Origin of the sequence: Aeromonas bivalvium, from assembly GCF_000819765.1 — a bacterium.
GTDB lineage: Bacteria > Pseudomonadota > Gammaproteobacteria > Enterobacterales > Aeromonadaceae > Aeromonas > Aeromonas bivalvium.
Genome location: NZ_CDBT01000008.1, coordinates 401,364 through 416,808, shown reverse-complemented (window position 1 = coordinate 416,808; position 15,445 = coordinate 401,364). Strand labels below are relative to the sequence as shown.

Genomic DNA, 15,445 nt, shown 5'->3' with positions numbered 1-15,445 from the left:
ATCCCCTCTCCATCCCGCCCGCCTCAGGCGACCCGCGCCGCCGCGGCCTCCGGCCCCACCACGCAGTTGCGGCCCGCCACCTTGGCCTGATAGAGCCGCTCGTCGGCCCGGTTGAGCAGGCTCTCCACCGACTCGGATGGCTGCATCATGGCCACCCCTATGCTGACGGTCACCTCCAGCAGCTCCTCGCTGGTCGGACTCTTGATGAGACGCGCCTCCACCGCGAGCCGCAGCCGCTCGGCAAACTCCCTCGCCTGTCCGGCCCCCTCGCAGCGAGGCAGCAGGACGGCAAACTCCTCGCCGCCGTAACGCCCCAGCACCATGCCCGGCTCCAGCTGCTCCGCCAGGCTGGCGGCCACCTCCTTGAGCACCGCATCCCCCGCCAGGTGGCCGAAGGTGTCATTGATCCGCTTGAAGCGATCGAGATCGAGCAGCAGCAGGGCAAAACCCTGCTGCTGGTAGAGGAAGCGGGCGCGGGCCTGCTCCAGCCGTTTCATCAGCAGGCGCCGGTTCATCATGCCGGTCAGCTCGTCGGTGGTGGATTCCCGATAGAGCTGCAGCAGCATATTGAGCTGGCCGCACTGCACCCAGGCACTGGCCAGGGCAAACAGGCAGAGCAGCCAGACCTGATCCAGGGTGGCGCCACCGAGCAGAGGCTGGCCCAGCAGCAACCAGTTGCCCCCCAGCATGGCCAGCAGGATGCAGGCCGCCAGTTGCAGGCTGAGGGAGAGGGGCACGGGGAAGATGGCAAACAGGCTGATGAGCAGATAGGGAAAGGCGCTGTAACCGGCCTGCAGCGGCTGATCCGGTCCAAAGCTGGCCAGACAGAACAGGGAGAACAGCATCATCACCGTCATCAGGTAGCCGAGCGCCAGCTTCATCCGCTCCCGGCGAAAGTGGATCAGGTAGGAGAGCGGGATCAGGGGGGAGAGGGCCAGCAGGCAGAAGGCCCGCGCCTTGATCAGCTCACCGAACTGCGCCTCGTCCAGGGTCAGCCAGTCCACCAGACCCCAGGCGGGAATGCCGACCATCAGCAGGCAGGTGAGCAGTCGCAGCCTGACCGTCATGAACCCCATCCGGGTCAGGGTAAAGTCTTCCGAGTGGGCGCGGGCACTCCAGAACTCCGACAACTTCAGCATCCAGCGTCTCCAGATCGCAAAGAGGGGCTCATTTTACGCCGATGCGCGGCAAAAAACCCGGGTCATCCCGCGATTTTTACCGATCGGGCCGGACGCAAACCGGCGGATCATATTACTGGCACGCAAACGTTTCAACCTCGCGACAAATAAACCCGTTGAGCGCCATTTGCCGCTGGATCTCCCCCCTTCAGTCACTACAATAGCCGCCAAAATTTCTCCCCACTCCCAGCACACAGAGGTATTTATGGAACAGGCTGTTCCCCAGCGCGCGACCGACCAGTCCGAACGACGCCCCCATCCGGATCTGGTCTACGGCATCAACGAGGTGCCTCCCCTGCCCCAGACCCTGTTCGCCGCCCTGCAACACATGCTCGCCATGTTTGTCGCCATCATCACCCCGCCCCTCATCATCGCCAATGCCCTCGGCCTGCCCGCAGACGACACCCGCTACATCGTCTCCATGTCCCTGGTCATGTCCGGCATCGCCTCCTTCATCCAGACCCGCCGCCTCGGCCCCGTCGGCTCGGGACTGCTGTCGGTGCAAGGCACCAGCTTCAACTTCCTCGGCCCCATCATCGCCTCCGGCCTCGCCCTCAAGCAGGCAGCCATGCCCACCGAGGATCTGCTCGGCACCCTGTTTGGCACCATGCTGGTGGCCGCCCTCACCATGGTGGTGCTCAGCCGCTGCCTGCATCTGGTGAGCCGGATCATCACCCCCCTGGTGACCGGCATAGTGGTGCTGCTCATCGGCCTGACCCTGATCAAGGTGGGCCTCATCAGCATGGGGGGCGGCTATGGCGCCCTGGCCGACGGCAGCTTCGCCAGCCACTCCAACCTCTTCCTCTCTTTGCTGGTGCTGGGCCTCATCGTGCTGCTGCAACGCAGCCACAACCCCTGGCTGCGCCTCTCCGCCATCATGATCGCCATGCTGGTCGGTTACGGCGTCGCCCTGCTGATGGGCAAGGTACAGGCCCCTGTCCTGAGCGGGCCCCTGCTGATGATCCCGGCGCCGCTGCGCTATGGCCTCGGTTTTGACTGGCAACTGTTCGTGCCGCTCGCCATCATCTTCGTGGTGACGGCGCTCGAAGCCATCGGCGACATGACGGCCACCTCGGATGTCTCGGGGGAGCCGGTCAGCGGCCCCCTCTACATGAGCCGCATCAAGGGCGGCGTGCTGGCGGATGGCTGCAACTCCATGCTGGCGGCTCTCTTCTCCACCTTCCCCATGTCCACCTTCAGCCAGAACAACGGCGTCATCCAGCTGACCGGGGTCGCCAGCCGCCACGTCGGCCTCTTCATCGCCGCCATGCTGGCCCTGCTCGGCCTGTTCCCGGCGGTGGCGAGCCTGGTGCAGCAGATCCCCGAACCCGTGCTCGGCGGCGCCACCATCGTCATGTTCGGCACCATAGCCGCGGCGGGAGTGCGCATCATCTCCCGCGAGGAGCTGGACCGCCGCGCCCTGATGATCCTCGCCGTGTCGCTCGCCATGGGGCTGGGGGTGGCGCAGGTGCCCGAGGTGTTGCAGCACCTGCCCGAGCTCGCCAGGAGCGTGCTCTCCTACGGCGTCGCCACCGGCGGCCTCACCGCCATCCTGCTGAACCTGCTGCTGCCAAAGCGCGCTGGCGCCCAGGCCTGACCCCTCAATGAACCGGTAAAGCCCCGCCGTGCGGGGCTTTACCTCTCCTCCCGTCGCGGGTACTGTGCTTGCCAGCCCAAGCGTCAGGATGCCTTCATGCCTTATACCCTGCTGCCCCCACCTCCCGCCCACCAGACACCCGACCAGATCCTGGCCGAGGAGCAGCGCTGGCTGCAGGTGTGTGCCCGCGACACAGTGGCCCGTGCCCATCTCTGGCAGGGGCCCCAATGCCTCATCGTCACCCGCAAGGACACCCGGCTGCCCCGCTATCAGGCGGCCTGCGAGCGGCTTGCAAGGGAAGGCTGGCCTGTGTTTGTGCGCGACAGCGGCGGCACCGCCGTGCCCCACGGTGCCGGCATCCTCAATCTGTCGCTCATGCTGCCCCGCACCAGCACGGATCTTGGCCACTACTACCGGCTGCTGGGGGCCCCGCTGCTAGGTTTGCTGGCGCAATACGGCCTTGCGGGGAGCTATGACTTCGTGCCCGGCTCCTTTTGCGACGGCCAGTACAATCTGGTGATCGGAGGTCGCAAGGTGACCGGCACCGCCCAGCGCTGGCTGGCGCCGGGCCAGGATCACGCAGGCGCCGTGCTGGCTCAGGCCATGGTGCTGGTCGAGGGGGACGTGGACGAGGGTACCCGGATGGCGAGCCGCTTCTATGAACTGGCTGGCGGGGAGCTGCGCTTTGTACCCGGCACCTCCACCACCCTGGCGCAAGCCCTACAGTGGCAGGGGAGCGATGGCGAACTGGTGACAGAGATCAGCCACCGACTGCAGCAGCGCCTGACGGCTGACTAGCCCCTCCTTTGCCCACGCCCTTCTACAGGCCAACAAAAAAGCCACGACCCGAGTCGTGGCTTTCATTTTGAATGGATGGTCGCGGGATCAGGCCGTCTGCGGCTCGGGCTCGGACTCTGTATCGCTGTCCCGACGGAAGTAGGCCCGGGTCTCGGCGATCACCACGTGACGCAGACCAATCAGGCCGATGAGGTTGGGCACCGCCATCAGGCCGTTGACGATGTCGGCCAGCAGCCAAATCAGATCCAGATGGAGGAAGGCCCCGCTCGCCACCAGCGCCAGATAGACGAGGCGATAGGGCTTGATCCCCTTGACCCCGAACAGATACTCGGTGCAGCGCTCGCCGTAGTAGTTCCAGCCGAGGATGGTAGTGAAGGCGAAGAACAAGAGGCCAATGCTCACCAGATACTGGCCGATCCGGGCATCCAGCCCCTGGGCGAAGGCGGCGCTGGTCATGGCGGCGCCGCTGAGCTCGCCACTCCAGGCCCCGGTCACCACCAGAGTCAGCCCGGTCATGGTGCAGATGATCAGGGTGTCGAAGAAAGTGCCCGTCATGGAGACCAGCCCCTGCTCCACGCAGGAGTTGGTCTTGGCCGCCGCCGCCGCTATGGGGGCCGAACCCAGACCCGACTCGTTGGAAAAAACCCCCCGCGCCACCCCGGACTGGATCGCCAGCATGATGCCGGCGCCGACGAAACCGCCGGTGGCCGCATGGCCGGTGAAGGCGCTGTTTATGACCAACATCACCGCTTCGGGCAGGGCGCCAGCGTTGTTCACCAACACACCGGCGCAGGCGAGGATGTAGAAGATGGCCATGAAGGGCACCACCTTGCTGGCCACGCTGGAGATGGAGCGAATGCCTCCCAGGGTCACCAGGGCCACAGCCAGGGTCAGCACCACGGCGGTCGCTTCCCGGGGTACCGAGAAGGAGAGGCTCATGGCGTCCGAGATGGCGTTGACCTGGGGGAAGGTGCCGATGCCGAAGAAGGCCACCCCTATGCCGAACAGGGCGAACAGCCTGGCCAGCGGCCTGGAGCCGAGCCCCTTCTCCAGATAGTACATGGGGCCACCGGCCATCTGGCCGTTGGCGTCGGTCTGGCGATACTTGACCGCCAGCAGGCACTCGGCGTACTTGGTGGCCATGCCAAACAGAGCGGCCATCCACATCCAGAACAAAGCGCCCGGGCCCCCCAGCTTGATGGCGGTAGCGACCCCGACTATGTTGCCTGTGCCTATGGTGGCCGAGAGGGCGGTACAGAGCGCGGCGAAGCTGGAGACGTCCCCCTGCTTGCCCTGGCCCTGATCGCGGCCAAAGACCAGCTTGAGGGCGAGCGGCAGCCGCACCAGTTGCAGCAGGCCGAGGCGAAAGGTGAGATAGACACCGGTCCCGACCAGCAGGATCAGCAGGGGCGGACCCCAGACAAAGCTATCGATGGCGGCAAGCGCCGATTGAATTGATGACATGCATCCTCCTTAAAAAACAACGATTAAGGAGGAGAAGGATGATCTTCCCAAATAGTCGCGATCACCAGAGGGTGATCGGATGCGGGCCAAGCCCAGGTACAACCATCCCATCCCCTCTGTCCTTTTGCCTGAGAGTTTCCGGCCTGAATATCATTGATAAACAAGGCCTTGCTCCTTCGGCGCCCGATTGAACGGGTCTCTCCAGAGTATCGTCCAGTAGCAGTCCACACCGGTTGCCCGGTACCTGAAAGATTCACTTCTTCGGTGGATGGTTGCCCATCGCTCTCCTGCTACCTTCATCCGAACTAGTTTTGGATTAGGAGGCGGCATAGTAATCGAAAATATTGTGATCTGTCTCGCAACAATCCCTTTTTTTCGCCCTTGGCCACCACATCCGGCCAAAGGTAAATAGATTGTTAATTATCAGATGGTTAGACCGCGTCTCACCAGAGCCCGCCTCCCCCCTCCTCTCCTTCTCTTTTTTCCTGGGATATCAATTTTCCCTTTCGTCTCGACCAGAAAAACTTGCCGACATAGCCAATCAAAATGCTTGCATGACAAGTCAATAAACCGATAATTGCGCGCATATCCAAGCAGCAATCATGGAAGTTATGCAACCTGCAGGATAGGTCCCTTCCGGACCGCTCGCCTGAGCCGGCCGTTGCCGTCTCAACAAACCAAGGCTAGGGCAGACCCGCCCCCTAAGGATGATCAAAAGACAATGAAAGAGACCCTTGTGGCGCAAGATTACCGCCAGCTGGTTGAACAATTCGGATCCCCCCTGTTGCTGCTCGACAAGGCCGCCGTGCGCCGCCAGTATCGGGCCCTGTCTGCCGCCCTGCCCGAGGTGCGGCTGCACTATGCACTCAAGCCCCTGCCCCACGAGGCGGTCGTTTCCGTGCTCAAGGAAGAGGGAGCCTGTTTCGATCTGGCCACCAATGGCGAGGTGGATCTGGTGCGCTCACAAGGGGTGCGGCCGGGCCGCTGCATCCACACCCACCCCATCAAGCGCGACAGCGATATCCGCTATGCGCTGGAGTATGGTTGCACCGTCTTCGTCTACGACAATCCCCTGGAGCTGGAGAAATTCCTGCCCTACAAGGACGAGGTGCAGCTGCTGTTGCGGGTCAGCTTCCCCAATCCACACACCAAGGTCGACCTCTCCAAGAAGTTCGGCTGCACCCCGGAGCAGGCTCTGCCGCTGCTGCAACTGGCCCAGGCCAAGGGGATCAAGGTGATGGGGCTCTCCTTCCACGTCGGCTCCCAGGTACCCAACAGCGATCGCCACGTACAGGCCATCGATGCCTGCCGCGACATCATGGAGCAGGCCTGGGCGCTCGGGCTCAAGCCCTGGGTGCTGGATATCGGCGGTGGTTTCCCGGTCGACTATGATGGCGGCGAGTTCGACATCGACGGCTTCTGCGCCCCGATCCGCGCCGCCCTGGCCAAGCTGCCCGCTACGGTGCAGAAGATTGCCGAGCCGGGCCGCTTCATCAGCGCGCCAGCCATGACCTCGGTCGCCAGCGTGATGGGCAAGGCCCACCGCGGCGACAAGATCTGGTACTACCTGGATGACGGCCTCTACGGCAGCTACAACGGCCAGCTCTACGATCACGTCACCTACCCGGTGAGCACTCCCTATGCCCGCGGCGAACTGCACAATGCGGTGCTGTCCGGCCCCACCTGCGACAGCGTGGACGTGATCCGCGACGGCATCATGCTGCCGGACCTCGAGATCGGCGAGCTGGTGATCGGCAAGGTGATGGGGGCCTATACCTGGGCCTCGGCCTCCACCTTCAACTTCTTCCCCAAGGCCAATATCCTGATCCTCGATAGCGCGGCCCAGGGCCAGAAGCTGGTGGCCGCCGCCTGAGACGGGCCGGCCCATGACAAGAGGGGGAGCCACTGGCTCCCCCTCTTCGTTTCGCTCATGGCGTGGATCAGAACTGGCTGGCCAGCAACCAGCCGGTGTAGCCGATGAAGACGCAGAGCAGCAAGCCCCCTTCTACCCGGTTGATGCGGCCCTGGCCCTTGCGGCCCAGGCACATCACCAGCAGCAGCAGGGTCAGCCCCATCATCAGGCTCCAGTCACGGGAGAGCACGGCCGGGTCCACATCCAGGGGCGCGATGCCGGCGGCGATGCCGACCACGGCCAGGGTGTTGAACAGGTTGGAACCGAGCACGTTGCCCAGGGCCAGGTCATGTTCCTTCTTCTTGATGGCCATCAGGGAGGAGGCGAGTTCCGGCAGGGAGGTGCCGATGGCGACTATGGTCAACCCGATGACGAGATCGCTGATGCCAAAGCCCTGGGCTATGGTCACCGCGCCCCACACCAGCAAACGGGAGGCTCCGACCAGCAGCACCAGACCCACCAGCAGCCAGAAGATGGCCTTCTTGAGCGGCATGGCCTCGCTGTCTATCTCCACGTTCACGTCCGCATCCAGGGCATCCCCCTTGCCGGTGATCCCGGCCCAGATGGACCAGCCCATCAGCACCACAAAGACCAGTCCCAGGATCAGGGCGTCGGTGCGCCCCAGGTGACCGTCCATCAGCAGGGCGCCGGAGAGCAGGGTGATGCCGAGCAGGATGGGGATCTCCTTGCGTACCACCTGGGAGGAGACGGCGATGGGGCTGATGAGGGCGGTCAGGCCCAGGATCAGGGCGATATTGGTGATGTTGGAGCCATAGGCATTGCCAAGGGCCAGCCCGGGGTTGCCTTGCAGGGAGGCCAAGGCGGAGACCACCATCTCGGGGGCCGAGGTGCCAAAGCCGATGATCACCATGCCGATGAGCAGGGGCGGCATGCCGGCGTAACGGGCGGTGGCGGCGGCACCATCGACAAACTTATCCGCGCTCCAGACCAGCAGGGCCAGTCCGGCAATCAGGGCAACAAAAGCCAGGGTCATACGTCTTCTTTCCAGTCGGGGTTGTGCTTGGGGGCGCCGTGGTCATCACGGCATCAACAGGGGGCGCCTGCCCAGAGGGCCGTGCCGGCGCCAGTGTAACCGAGCAAAGGCGGTTTTCAAGGGGTAACTAAGCCTTGATTAACCGTCACACCAGGGTGAGCAGACTGGCGGCATCCGAGACCTCGAACTTGCCCGGCTCCTCTACCCGCAGCGCCCTGACCACCCCATCCTCGGCGATCAGGGCAAAACGCTGGGCCCGCACGCCGCCAAAGGCCCCCGTCTCCTTCTCCAGCCCCAGGGCGCGGGTCCAGCTGGCATCGCCGTCCGCCAGCATGGTGATGGCCTGCGCCCCCTGGGCGTCCCGCCACGCCTTCATCACGAAGGCATCGTTGACCGAGAGGCAGTAGAGGGCATCGACCCCCCGGGCGGTGAACTCGTCCGCCAGCACCACATAACCGGGCAGGTGGGCGTTGGAGCAGGTGGGGGTGAAGGCGCCGGGCACGGCGAACAACACCACCTTCTTGCCCGCGAACAGGGCCCGGGTATCCAGGGTCTGCCTGCCCTCGTCCGTGATGATGGTGAATTCGCCCGCGGGCAGTGGCTGGCCAATGGCTATCATGATGGGTCTTCCTGACGGTGAATGATGACTCGCAGTCTACCCCAGATGCGCGCGCCGTGCAGGCTAGACTCAGGCGCCGCCCCTCGCCTGCCAGTGGGCGAGGGCTGTCAGGGAGTCGGGGGTGAACTCGGCGGCCCGGCTGGCTATCTCCGTCAGGCTCATCCAGTGCACGGCGCTCACCTCCTCGGCCTGCAATTGCAGCGGCCCCTGGTAGCGACAGCTGTAGAGGTAGCCCCACACCCGGTAATGGTCCCCTTCGGCCAGGAAGCGACCATGGTCATGGAGCACCACCCCGTCTATCCCCAGCTCCTCCCCCAGCTCGCGCAAGGCGCTGGCCAGGGGTTGCTCCCCCACCGTCATGACGCCGCCGGCGCAGGCGTCCAGCATGCCGGGACAGAAATCCTTGCCGAGGGTACGTCGCTGTACCAGTATCTGATCCCCCTCCCCCAGCACCAGTATGTAACTGGCGCGATGGCGCAGATTCTCCCGGCGCACCCGCGCCCGATCCGCGACCTCGATGACATTGTCCTGCTCATCGACTACGTCGACCCACTCCATTGCCGTTCTCCGAAACATGCTGCTGACGCCGCAGTATACATGGCGCGGCCCCTGGCCGGATCCGCCTTAGCCCCTTTTCCTCGCCCTCATGGGCCAGTGCCCGCCATGAAAAAGGCGCCTGTCGGCGCCTGCGTGATGACGATGCCCGCCTCAGTTGTGCAAGATCTGGGACAAGAACAGCTTGGTGCGATCGGATTGGGGGTGCTCGAAGAAGGCTTCGGGCTCGTTCTCCTCGATGATCTGGCCCCTGTCCATGAAGATGACCCGGTCGGCCACCTGCTTGGCAAACCCCATCTCATGGGTGACGCAGAGCATGGTCATCCCCTCGTTGGCCAGCTCCACCATGACGTCCAGCACCTCCCGCACCATCTCGGGATCCAGCGCCGAGGTCGGCTCGTCAAACAGCATCACCTGGGGGTTCATGCACAGGCTGCGGGCGATGGCGACCCTCTGCTGCTGGCCGCCGGAGAGCTGCCCCGGATACTTAAGGGCCTGCTCCGGGATCCGTACCCGCTCGAGAAAGGTCATGGCGATCTGCTCCGCCTCCCGCCTCGGCAGCTGCTTGACCCAGATGGGCGCTAGGCAGCAGTTCTCCAGCACCGTCAGGTGGGGAAACAGGTTGAAGTGCTGAAACACCATGCCCACCTCGCGCCGCACCGTCTCTATGTTCTTGAGATCCGAGGTGAGCGCCATCCCCTTGACCAGGATGTCACCCCGCTGGTGCTCCTCCAGCCGGTTGATGCAGCGGATCATGGTGGACTTGCCGGAGCCAGAGGGGCCGCATATGACTATCTTTTCCCCCTTGCTCACCTTGAGGTTGATGTTGCGCAGCACATGGAACTCGCCATACCACTTGTTGACACCCTTGAGTTCGACCACATAGTTGTTTTCCATAATCGACAGCTCCTAACGCTTGTGGCCCGTGTGCAGCTTGCGCTCCAGGTAGATGGAATAACGGGACATGCCAAAACAGAACATCCAGAAGATCAAGGCGATGAACACATAAGCCTCGGTGGAGAAACCGAGCCATTGCGGGTCCGCCAACGCCACCTTGGAGATGGCCAGCAGATCGAACAGACCGATGATCAGCACCAGGCTGGTGTCCTTGAACAGGGCGATGAAGGTGTTCACCAGGGAGGGAATGGTGATCTTGAGGGCCTGGGGCATGATGATGAGCCCCATCACTTTCCAGTAAGAGAGCCCAAGGGCATCCCCCGCCTCGTACTGCCCCTTGGGGATCGCCTGCAGGCCGCCGCGCACCACCTCGGCCACGTAGGCCGACTGGAACATGATGATGCCGATCAAGGCCCGCAGCAGCTTGTCAAACTCCACCTCTCCCGCCACGAACAGCGGCAGCATGACCGAGGCCATGAACAGCACGGTAATGAGCGGTACCGCGCGCCAGAACTCGATGTAGACGGTGGAGAGGCTGCTGATGATGGGCATGTGGGAGCGGCGCCCCAGCGCCAGCAAGATGCCGAAAGGCAGAGCCACGGCGATGCCCACCACCGCCAGCACCAGGGTCAGCATCAGACCGCCCCAGAGGTTGGTTTCCACCTGGGATAGCCCCAAGCCGCCATGGAGCAGCACGAAGGCTATGCAGGGAAACACCAGCAGGGTAAAGAGTGCCAGCCAACCCTTGTGCGGCGTTCTGGGCCAGATCAGCAGTGCCAGCAAGCTCGCCATACCAGCAAATACGATGTTGACCCGCCAGCGTTGATCCACCGGATAGAAGCCATAGATGTACTGGCCGAAACGGCTCTCGATAAACAGCCAGCAGGCCCCTTCCTGGCCACAGTCGGCCCGGCTGCTGCCACTCCAGGTCGCGGAGATCAGGGCCCAGTCGATCAGATGCCAGATGGCGGGCAGCAGCAGATAGATCAGTGCCAGGGTCACCAGACCGTTCCACCAGTTGGGAAACAGATTGGCCCTCAACCAGGCGAGCAGGCCGCGCCGACCCGAGGGGGGCGGCAGTGCCTCTTGCAACTCATTGACGTACATGGCGCCCCCCTCTCATCTGCCGATGAAGGCCAGAGGTGATACCTTGGCTGCATCTCATGGGATCTCCTCAGCGCTCCACCAGCGCCATCTTGCGGTTGTAGAAATTCATCAGGATGGAGGTGCCGATACTGATGACGAGATAGACCCCCATGGTCATGGCGATCACCTCGATCGCCTGCCCGGTCTGGTTGAGGGTGGTGCCCATGAAGACGGACACCAGATCCGGGTAACCGATGGCGGTCGCCAGGGACGAGTTCTTGGTCAGGTTCAGATACTGGCTGGTGAGGGGCGGTATGATGACCCGCATGGCCTGGGGGATGACCACCAGCTGCAAGGTTCTGGAGGTGGATAGCCCGAGTGCCGAGGCCGCCTCCGTCTGGCCATGGCTGATGGCCAGGATGCCGGATCGCACTATCTCGGCGATGAAGGCCGCCGTGTAGATGGTCAGTGCCAGCAGCAGGGCCACCAGCTCGGGCAGCACCGTCAGGCCGCCACGGAAGTTGAACCCTTGCAGGGTGGGCAGGCTCCAGCCTATGGGGCTGCCCGCCAGCCAGAAGGTCGCCAGCGGCAGTAGCAGGATCAGCGCCAGGGCGCTGAGCCAGACCGGGAATGCCTTGCCGGTCAGCTCCTGGCGGCGATGGGCCCAGCGCCTCAACCCCCAGCTCAGCGCCAGCGCCAGCAGCAAGGCCCAGAGCACGTAGCCAAAGCCCTCCTCAAACAGGGGCTTGGGCAGATAGAACCCCCGCACGTTGAGGAAGGCCAGCCCGCCAAGATCCACGCTCGCGCGCGGCGACGGCAGGGTGCGCAGCACGGAGAAGTACCAGAAGAAGATCTGCAGCAACAGGGGGATGTTGCGAAAGGTCTCGATATAGATGGTGGCAATGCGCGACACCAGCCAGTTTTTCGACAGACGAGCCACCCCCAGCACGAAGCCGAGCAGGGTCGCCAATATGATCCCCAGCGCGGAGACCAGCAGGGTGTTGAGCAGGCCGACCAGGAAGGTACGGCCGAAGGTGTGGGTCTCATCGTAGGGGATCAGGCTCTGCAAGATGCCGAAACCGGCCGTGTTGCCGAGAAAGCCAAACCCTGTGGTGATGCCGCGGGCCTCCAGGTTGGCCAGGGCATTACTGATGATGTAGAACAGGAAACCGAGGACAGCCGCGACGGCCAGACACTGGAAGATCAGCGCCCTTACCTTCGCGTCATACCACCAGCGGCCCTGTACTTTCCTCTGGTCGTGCGGATGTGACGCCATAGGGATTTACTCCGACAAAGCCAAGGCAAGAGGGAAAACGGGGGGCCTTGGCCCCCCGCACTGCTAGCGAATGGGAGGCGCGTACATCAGGCCACCCTTGTTCCACAGCGCATTGATGCCGCGATCTATCTTGAGGGGAGATCCGGCCCCCACGTTGCGCTCGAATATCTCGCCGTAGTTGCCGACCTGCTTGATGATGTTGTAGGCCCACTTGTCATCCAGGCCGAGCACGCCGCCCTTGGGATCCTCGAGCCCCAGCAGACGCCGCACATCGGGGTTGGGAGATTTGAGCATCTCGTCCACGTTGGCACTGGTGACCCCGGCCTCTTCGGCGTTGAGCAGGGCATTCATGCTCCAGCGCACCACCTTGAACCAGGGTTCATCCCCCTGGCGCACCACGGGTCCCAGGGGCTCCTTGGAGATCACCTCCGGCAGCACGACGGCGTTCTCCGGCTTGGAGAGCTTGATCTTGAGGGAGTAGAGCTGGGATTGATCCGAGGTCAGCACGTCGCAGCGTCCAGCCTCGAATCCCTTGACGGTCTGATCCGAGGTATCAAACACCACGGCACTGTATTTCATGCCGCCATTGGCGCGGAAATAGTCGGCCAGGTTGAGTTCTGTGGTGGTACCGGACTGGATGCAGACGGCAGCGCCATCAAGCTCCTTGGCACTCTTGACCCCCAGAGCCTTGGAGACCATGAAGCCCTGGCCATCGTAGTAGTTGACCCCGGCGAAGGTGAGACCAAGGGAGGCATCCCGGGTCAGGGTCCAGGTGGTGTTGCGCGAGAGCATGTCCACTTCACCGGACTGCAGGGCGGTGAAGCGCTCCTTGGCGGTCAGGGAGACATATTTGACCTTGTTGGCATCGCCCAGCACGGCGGCGGCGACGGCGCGGCACACGTCCACATCCAGGCCGGTCCAGGTGCCTTTGGCGTCCGGGTTGGAGAAGCCGGGCAGACCGTCCCCCACCCCGCACTGCACGAACCCCTTCTTCTTGACCGTATCCAGGGTTCCCTCGGCCAGGACGCTGGCTGACGCCAGCGACAACGCCACCAATACACCAAGCTTATGTATCTGTTTCATATCACTCTTCCCTGTGGTTCGACTCGAATAGACATCACCGCAACCTGCCGATGACCTTCTCCCTTCCCTCACTTTTTTGCAGCTTATCCAGCCCGAAAAAAGCCTGTCAATCGGTGCAAACCGGCACAGAAATGGTGCAACAGCACAACATCACTTCCAGGCCCGATATACACCTTATGAATAAAAAATAGACCCATGTTGACCAAATAACATACCGAACTTTCCCAGCCATACCGTGTGGATATTTTTCCCGCTATTTTTGCCCTGCCCCATAAGTGGGCAGGTTTTTTATTACAACTGACTCAGATGATTCATATTTTTGTCATGGGATGCGGCCATAGTGTGCCCTGTCCAAACGAGAGGGTATGGTCGTGATGAAGGTGTTCAAGAGTTTGTCCCCCCGCCAGATAGCGCGTTACGTGAAGAGTTTTCACCGCGGCAGTTTCATGGTCGAGGAGATGGGCCAGTTTGAATTTACCGGGGGCGAGATCAATCTGGAGAGCCTGAGTTGCCGGCAGACCTTGAGCCTGGCGATGAGGGTAAACCGGGCGGTTCGCTGCCTGCGTCAGGACAGCCAGCTGTTGGGATAACTTCCGCGAGTCTTATTGGTCCTTTGCTTCCATCTGATTTTTTTCGGCTCGCCGGTCACTGACCGCGCGGGCCATCTTCTATGGCGGTGATCACCCCGTTCTCGACGGTGACGAACTGCATGAACTGACTCTTGCCGAAGTTGTAGGTCCAGCGTTCGGCATACTTGACCGTCATGCGCACGCCAAAGCCGTTCTCCTCATAACGGGTCAACTCCTCCTTGAGCATGGGCTGGCCGCAGCGCACCAGCAGCAGGGCCGTGCTGTCCCCCTCGGTCAGCAGGTCGCTCTTGCAGCGCAGGGTGGCGGCAAAGGCGGGGAGCGTCAGGGCAAGCAGCAGGCAAGACGTGATCAGTCGTTTCATGTGGCGTTCCATCTGAACAGGGCGGCACCCAGGGTGACGCAGACCAGGGTAAACAGGGCGATCTGAGCCAGGGGGCTCGCCACCTCCTGCCAGCCGGCCCCTTCCAGCATCACGGCCCGCGCCGCGGCGATGATCTGGGTCAGCGGCAAACGGTCCGCCACCCCTTGCAACCAGGCGGGCGCCCCCTCCAGAGAGAACCAGACACCGGACAAGAACATCATGGGCAGACTGATGAGATTGAGCAAACCGCTGGCCAGCTCTTCGTTCTGGAGGCGGGCCGCCACCAGCAGACCCAGGGACGCCATGGCCGCCCCACCCAGCAGGGCGATGAGCAGCAAGAGCCAGCCAGAGCCGAGCAGAGGTGCCCCCAGCAGCCAGTGGGCGACCAGAAATACCAGCAGACTCACCACCAGGGTGATGGCAAGGCGCGACAACAGCTGGGCGCAGAGAAACTCGGCGGCACTGAGCGGGGTCGCCCTCAGCCGCTTGAGCACCCCGTTCTTGCGATACCGCACGATCACATACCCGACGCCGAACAGGCCCGAGAACATCAGGTTCATGCCGATCACCCCGGGCAGCAGCCAGTCCCCATAGCGAATGGCCTGACCGGGCAGGGTATCGCGCACCAATGGCGTCAGGCTGTGTCCCTTGAGCAGGTATTCGGCCAGCCCTCCCCCCGGCGAGTCCGGATTCACCCAGTAGTTGCCCCCGGCCGGATTGAGCAGCAGATCCAGCTGATGGTGGCGCACCTTGCGCTGGGCCGAAGCCAGGCTTTCGTACTCCACCAGCCTGAGCTGGGGAATGGTCTCCAGGGCCTGATAGGCAGGAGGCAGGGGCCCCACCACCCCGAGCTGCAACAGAGGGCGCTGGTTGCCTGAGAAGATCAGGGAGAACCCCAGCACCAGCAACAGGGGCACCAGCAGATTCCAGGCCAGGGCGGCCCTGTCGCGCACGAACTCCAGGTTGCGGGCATGGAAAAGCGCGCCGATGCGCCTCAGGCTGTCGCTCATCTTGGACTCCTCAGTGTCAGGCCCA

The 15,445-nt window shown here is 63.1% G+C and carries 15 protein-coding genes and 1 riboswitch; of the genes, 4 read left to right on the top strand and 11 right to left on the bottom strand.

Features of this window, described 5'->3' with window-relative positions:
- Positions 1-23: 23 nt before the first annotated feature.
- Entirely contained in the window at positions 24-1,139 is a 1,116-nt protein-coding gene (locus tag BN1119_RS03015) for a GGDEF domain-containing protein (RefSeq protein ID WP_041993638.1), read from the bottom strand.
- 244 nt (positions 1,140-1,383) lie between these two features.
- On the opposite strand from BN1119_RS03015, the gene BN1119_RS03010 reads away from it, so the two are divergent.
- Entirely contained in the window at positions 1,384-2,775 is a 1,392-nt protein-coding gene (locus BN1119_RS03010) for a nucleobase:cation symporter-2 family protein (protein ID WP_041993635.1), read from the top strand.
- A 96-nt stretch (positions 2,776-2,871) separates the two neighbouring features.
- Entirely contained in the window at positions 2,872-3,573 is a 702-nt protein-coding gene (locus BN1119_RS03005; RefSeq protein WP_041993632.1) for a lipoyl protein ligase domain-containing protein, read from the top strand.
- 87 nt (positions 3,574-3,660) lie between these two features.
- Here the strand turns inward: BN1119_RS03005 and BN1119_RS03000 are convergent, their stop codons facing one another.
- On the bottom strand, positions 3,661-5,037 hold the full coding sequence (locus BN1119_RS03000; RefSeq protein ID WP_041993629.1) for an alanine/glycine:cation symporter family protein: 1,377 nt from the start codon (positions 5,035-5,037) through the stop codon (positions 3,661-3,663).
- A 106-nt stretch (positions 5,038-5,143) separates the two neighbouring features.
- A riboswitch (glycine riboswitch) is annotated at positions 5,144-5,252 on the bottom strand.
- Positions 5,253-5,758: 506 nt separating this feature from the next.
- Here BN1119_RS03000 and BN1119_RS02995 point away from each other — a divergent pair.
- On the top strand, positions 5,759-6,910 hold the full coding sequence (locus BN1119_RS02995) for a type III PLP-dependent enzyme (protein WP_041993626.1): 1,152 nt from the start codon (positions 5,759-5,761) through the stop codon (positions 6,908-6,910).
- Between the two features lie 67 nt (positions 6,911-6,977).
- On the opposite strand, the gene BN1119_RS02990 is transcribed toward BN1119_RS02995, so the two are convergent.
- The 7 genes from BN1119_RS02990 to BN1119_RS02960 all read right to left on the bottom strand — a co-directional run bounded on the left by BN1119_RS02990 (position 6,978) and on the right by BN1119_RS02960 (position 13,459).
- Positions 6,978-7,943: a calcium/sodium antiporter gene (locus tag BN1119_RS02990; protein ID WP_041993622.1), complete on the bottom strand. Its 966-nt coding sequence runs from the start codon at positions 7,941-7,943 to the stop codon at positions 6,978-6,980.
- 145 nt (positions 7,944-8,088) lie between these two features.
- Entirely contained in the window at positions 8,089-8,562 is a 474-nt protein-coding gene (locus BN1119_RS02985) for a peroxiredoxin (protein WP_041993620.1), read from the bottom strand.
- 69 nt (positions 8,563-8,631) lie between these two features.
- Positions 8,632-9,120 carry an NUDIX hydrolase YfcD gene (gene yfcD / locus BN1119_RS02980; RefSeq protein WP_041993618.1) on the bottom strand — a complete coding sequence of 163 codons (489 nt, stop codon included), beginning with the start codon at positions 9,118-9,120 and terminating at the stop codon, positions 8,632-8,634.
- A gap of 150 nt (positions 9,121-9,270) precedes the next feature.
- Positions 9,271-10,014, bottom strand: a complete 744-nt coding sequence (locus BN1119_RS02975; protein ID WP_041993615.1) for an amino acid ABC transporter ATP-binding protein — start codon at positions 10,012-10,014, stop codon at positions 9,271-9,273.
- A gap of 12 nt (positions 10,015-10,026) precedes the next feature.
- Positions 10,027-11,121: an amino acid ABC transporter permease gene (locus tag BN1119_RS02970; RefSeq protein ID WP_041993613.1), complete on the bottom strand. Its 1,095-nt coding sequence runs from the start codon at positions 11,119-11,121 to the stop codon at positions 10,027-10,029.
- A 67-nt stretch (positions 11,122-11,188) separates the two neighbouring features.
- A complete protein-coding gene (locus tag BN1119_RS02965) occupies positions 11,189-12,376 on the bottom strand; it encodes an amino acid ABC transporter permease (protein ID WP_041993610.1) in 1,188 nt (395 codons plus the stop codon).
- A 63-nt stretch (positions 12,377-12,439) separates the two neighbouring features.
- Positions 12,440-13,459 (bottom strand): amino acid ABC transporter substrate-binding protein, encoded by a 1,020-nt coding sequence (locus BN1119_RS02960; RefSeq protein WP_041993608.1) that lies wholly within the window; start codon positions 13,457-13,459, stop codon positions 12,440-12,442.
- 374 nt (positions 13,460-13,833) lie between these two features.
- On the opposite strand from BN1119_RS02960, the gene BN1119_RS02955 reads away from it, so the two are divergent.
- Positions 13,834-14,049: a DUF1107 family protein gene (locus BN1119_RS02955; protein ID WP_041993856.1), complete on the top strand. Its 216-nt coding sequence runs from the start codon at positions 13,834-13,836 to the stop codon at positions 14,047-14,049.
- Between the two features lie 55 nt (positions 14,050-14,104).
- On the opposite strand, the gene BN1119_RS02950 is transcribed toward BN1119_RS02955, so the two are convergent.
- Positions 14,105-14,422 (bottom strand): DUF2845 domain-containing protein, encoded by a 318-nt coding sequence (locus BN1119_RS02950; protein WP_041993606.1) that lies wholly within the window; start codon positions 14,420-14,422, stop codon positions 14,105-14,107.
- The gene (locus BN1119_RS02945) at positions 14,407-15,420 is read right to left on the bottom strand and encodes an ABC transporter permease (protein WP_041993604.1); all 1,014 of its coding nucleotides are present in this window, start codon (positions 15,418-15,420) and stop codon (positions 14,407-14,409) included. Before BN1119_RS02945 ends, BN1119_RS02950 begins: the two co-directional genes overlap by 16 nt.
- Positions 15,421-15,445 lie beyond the last annotated feature (25 nt).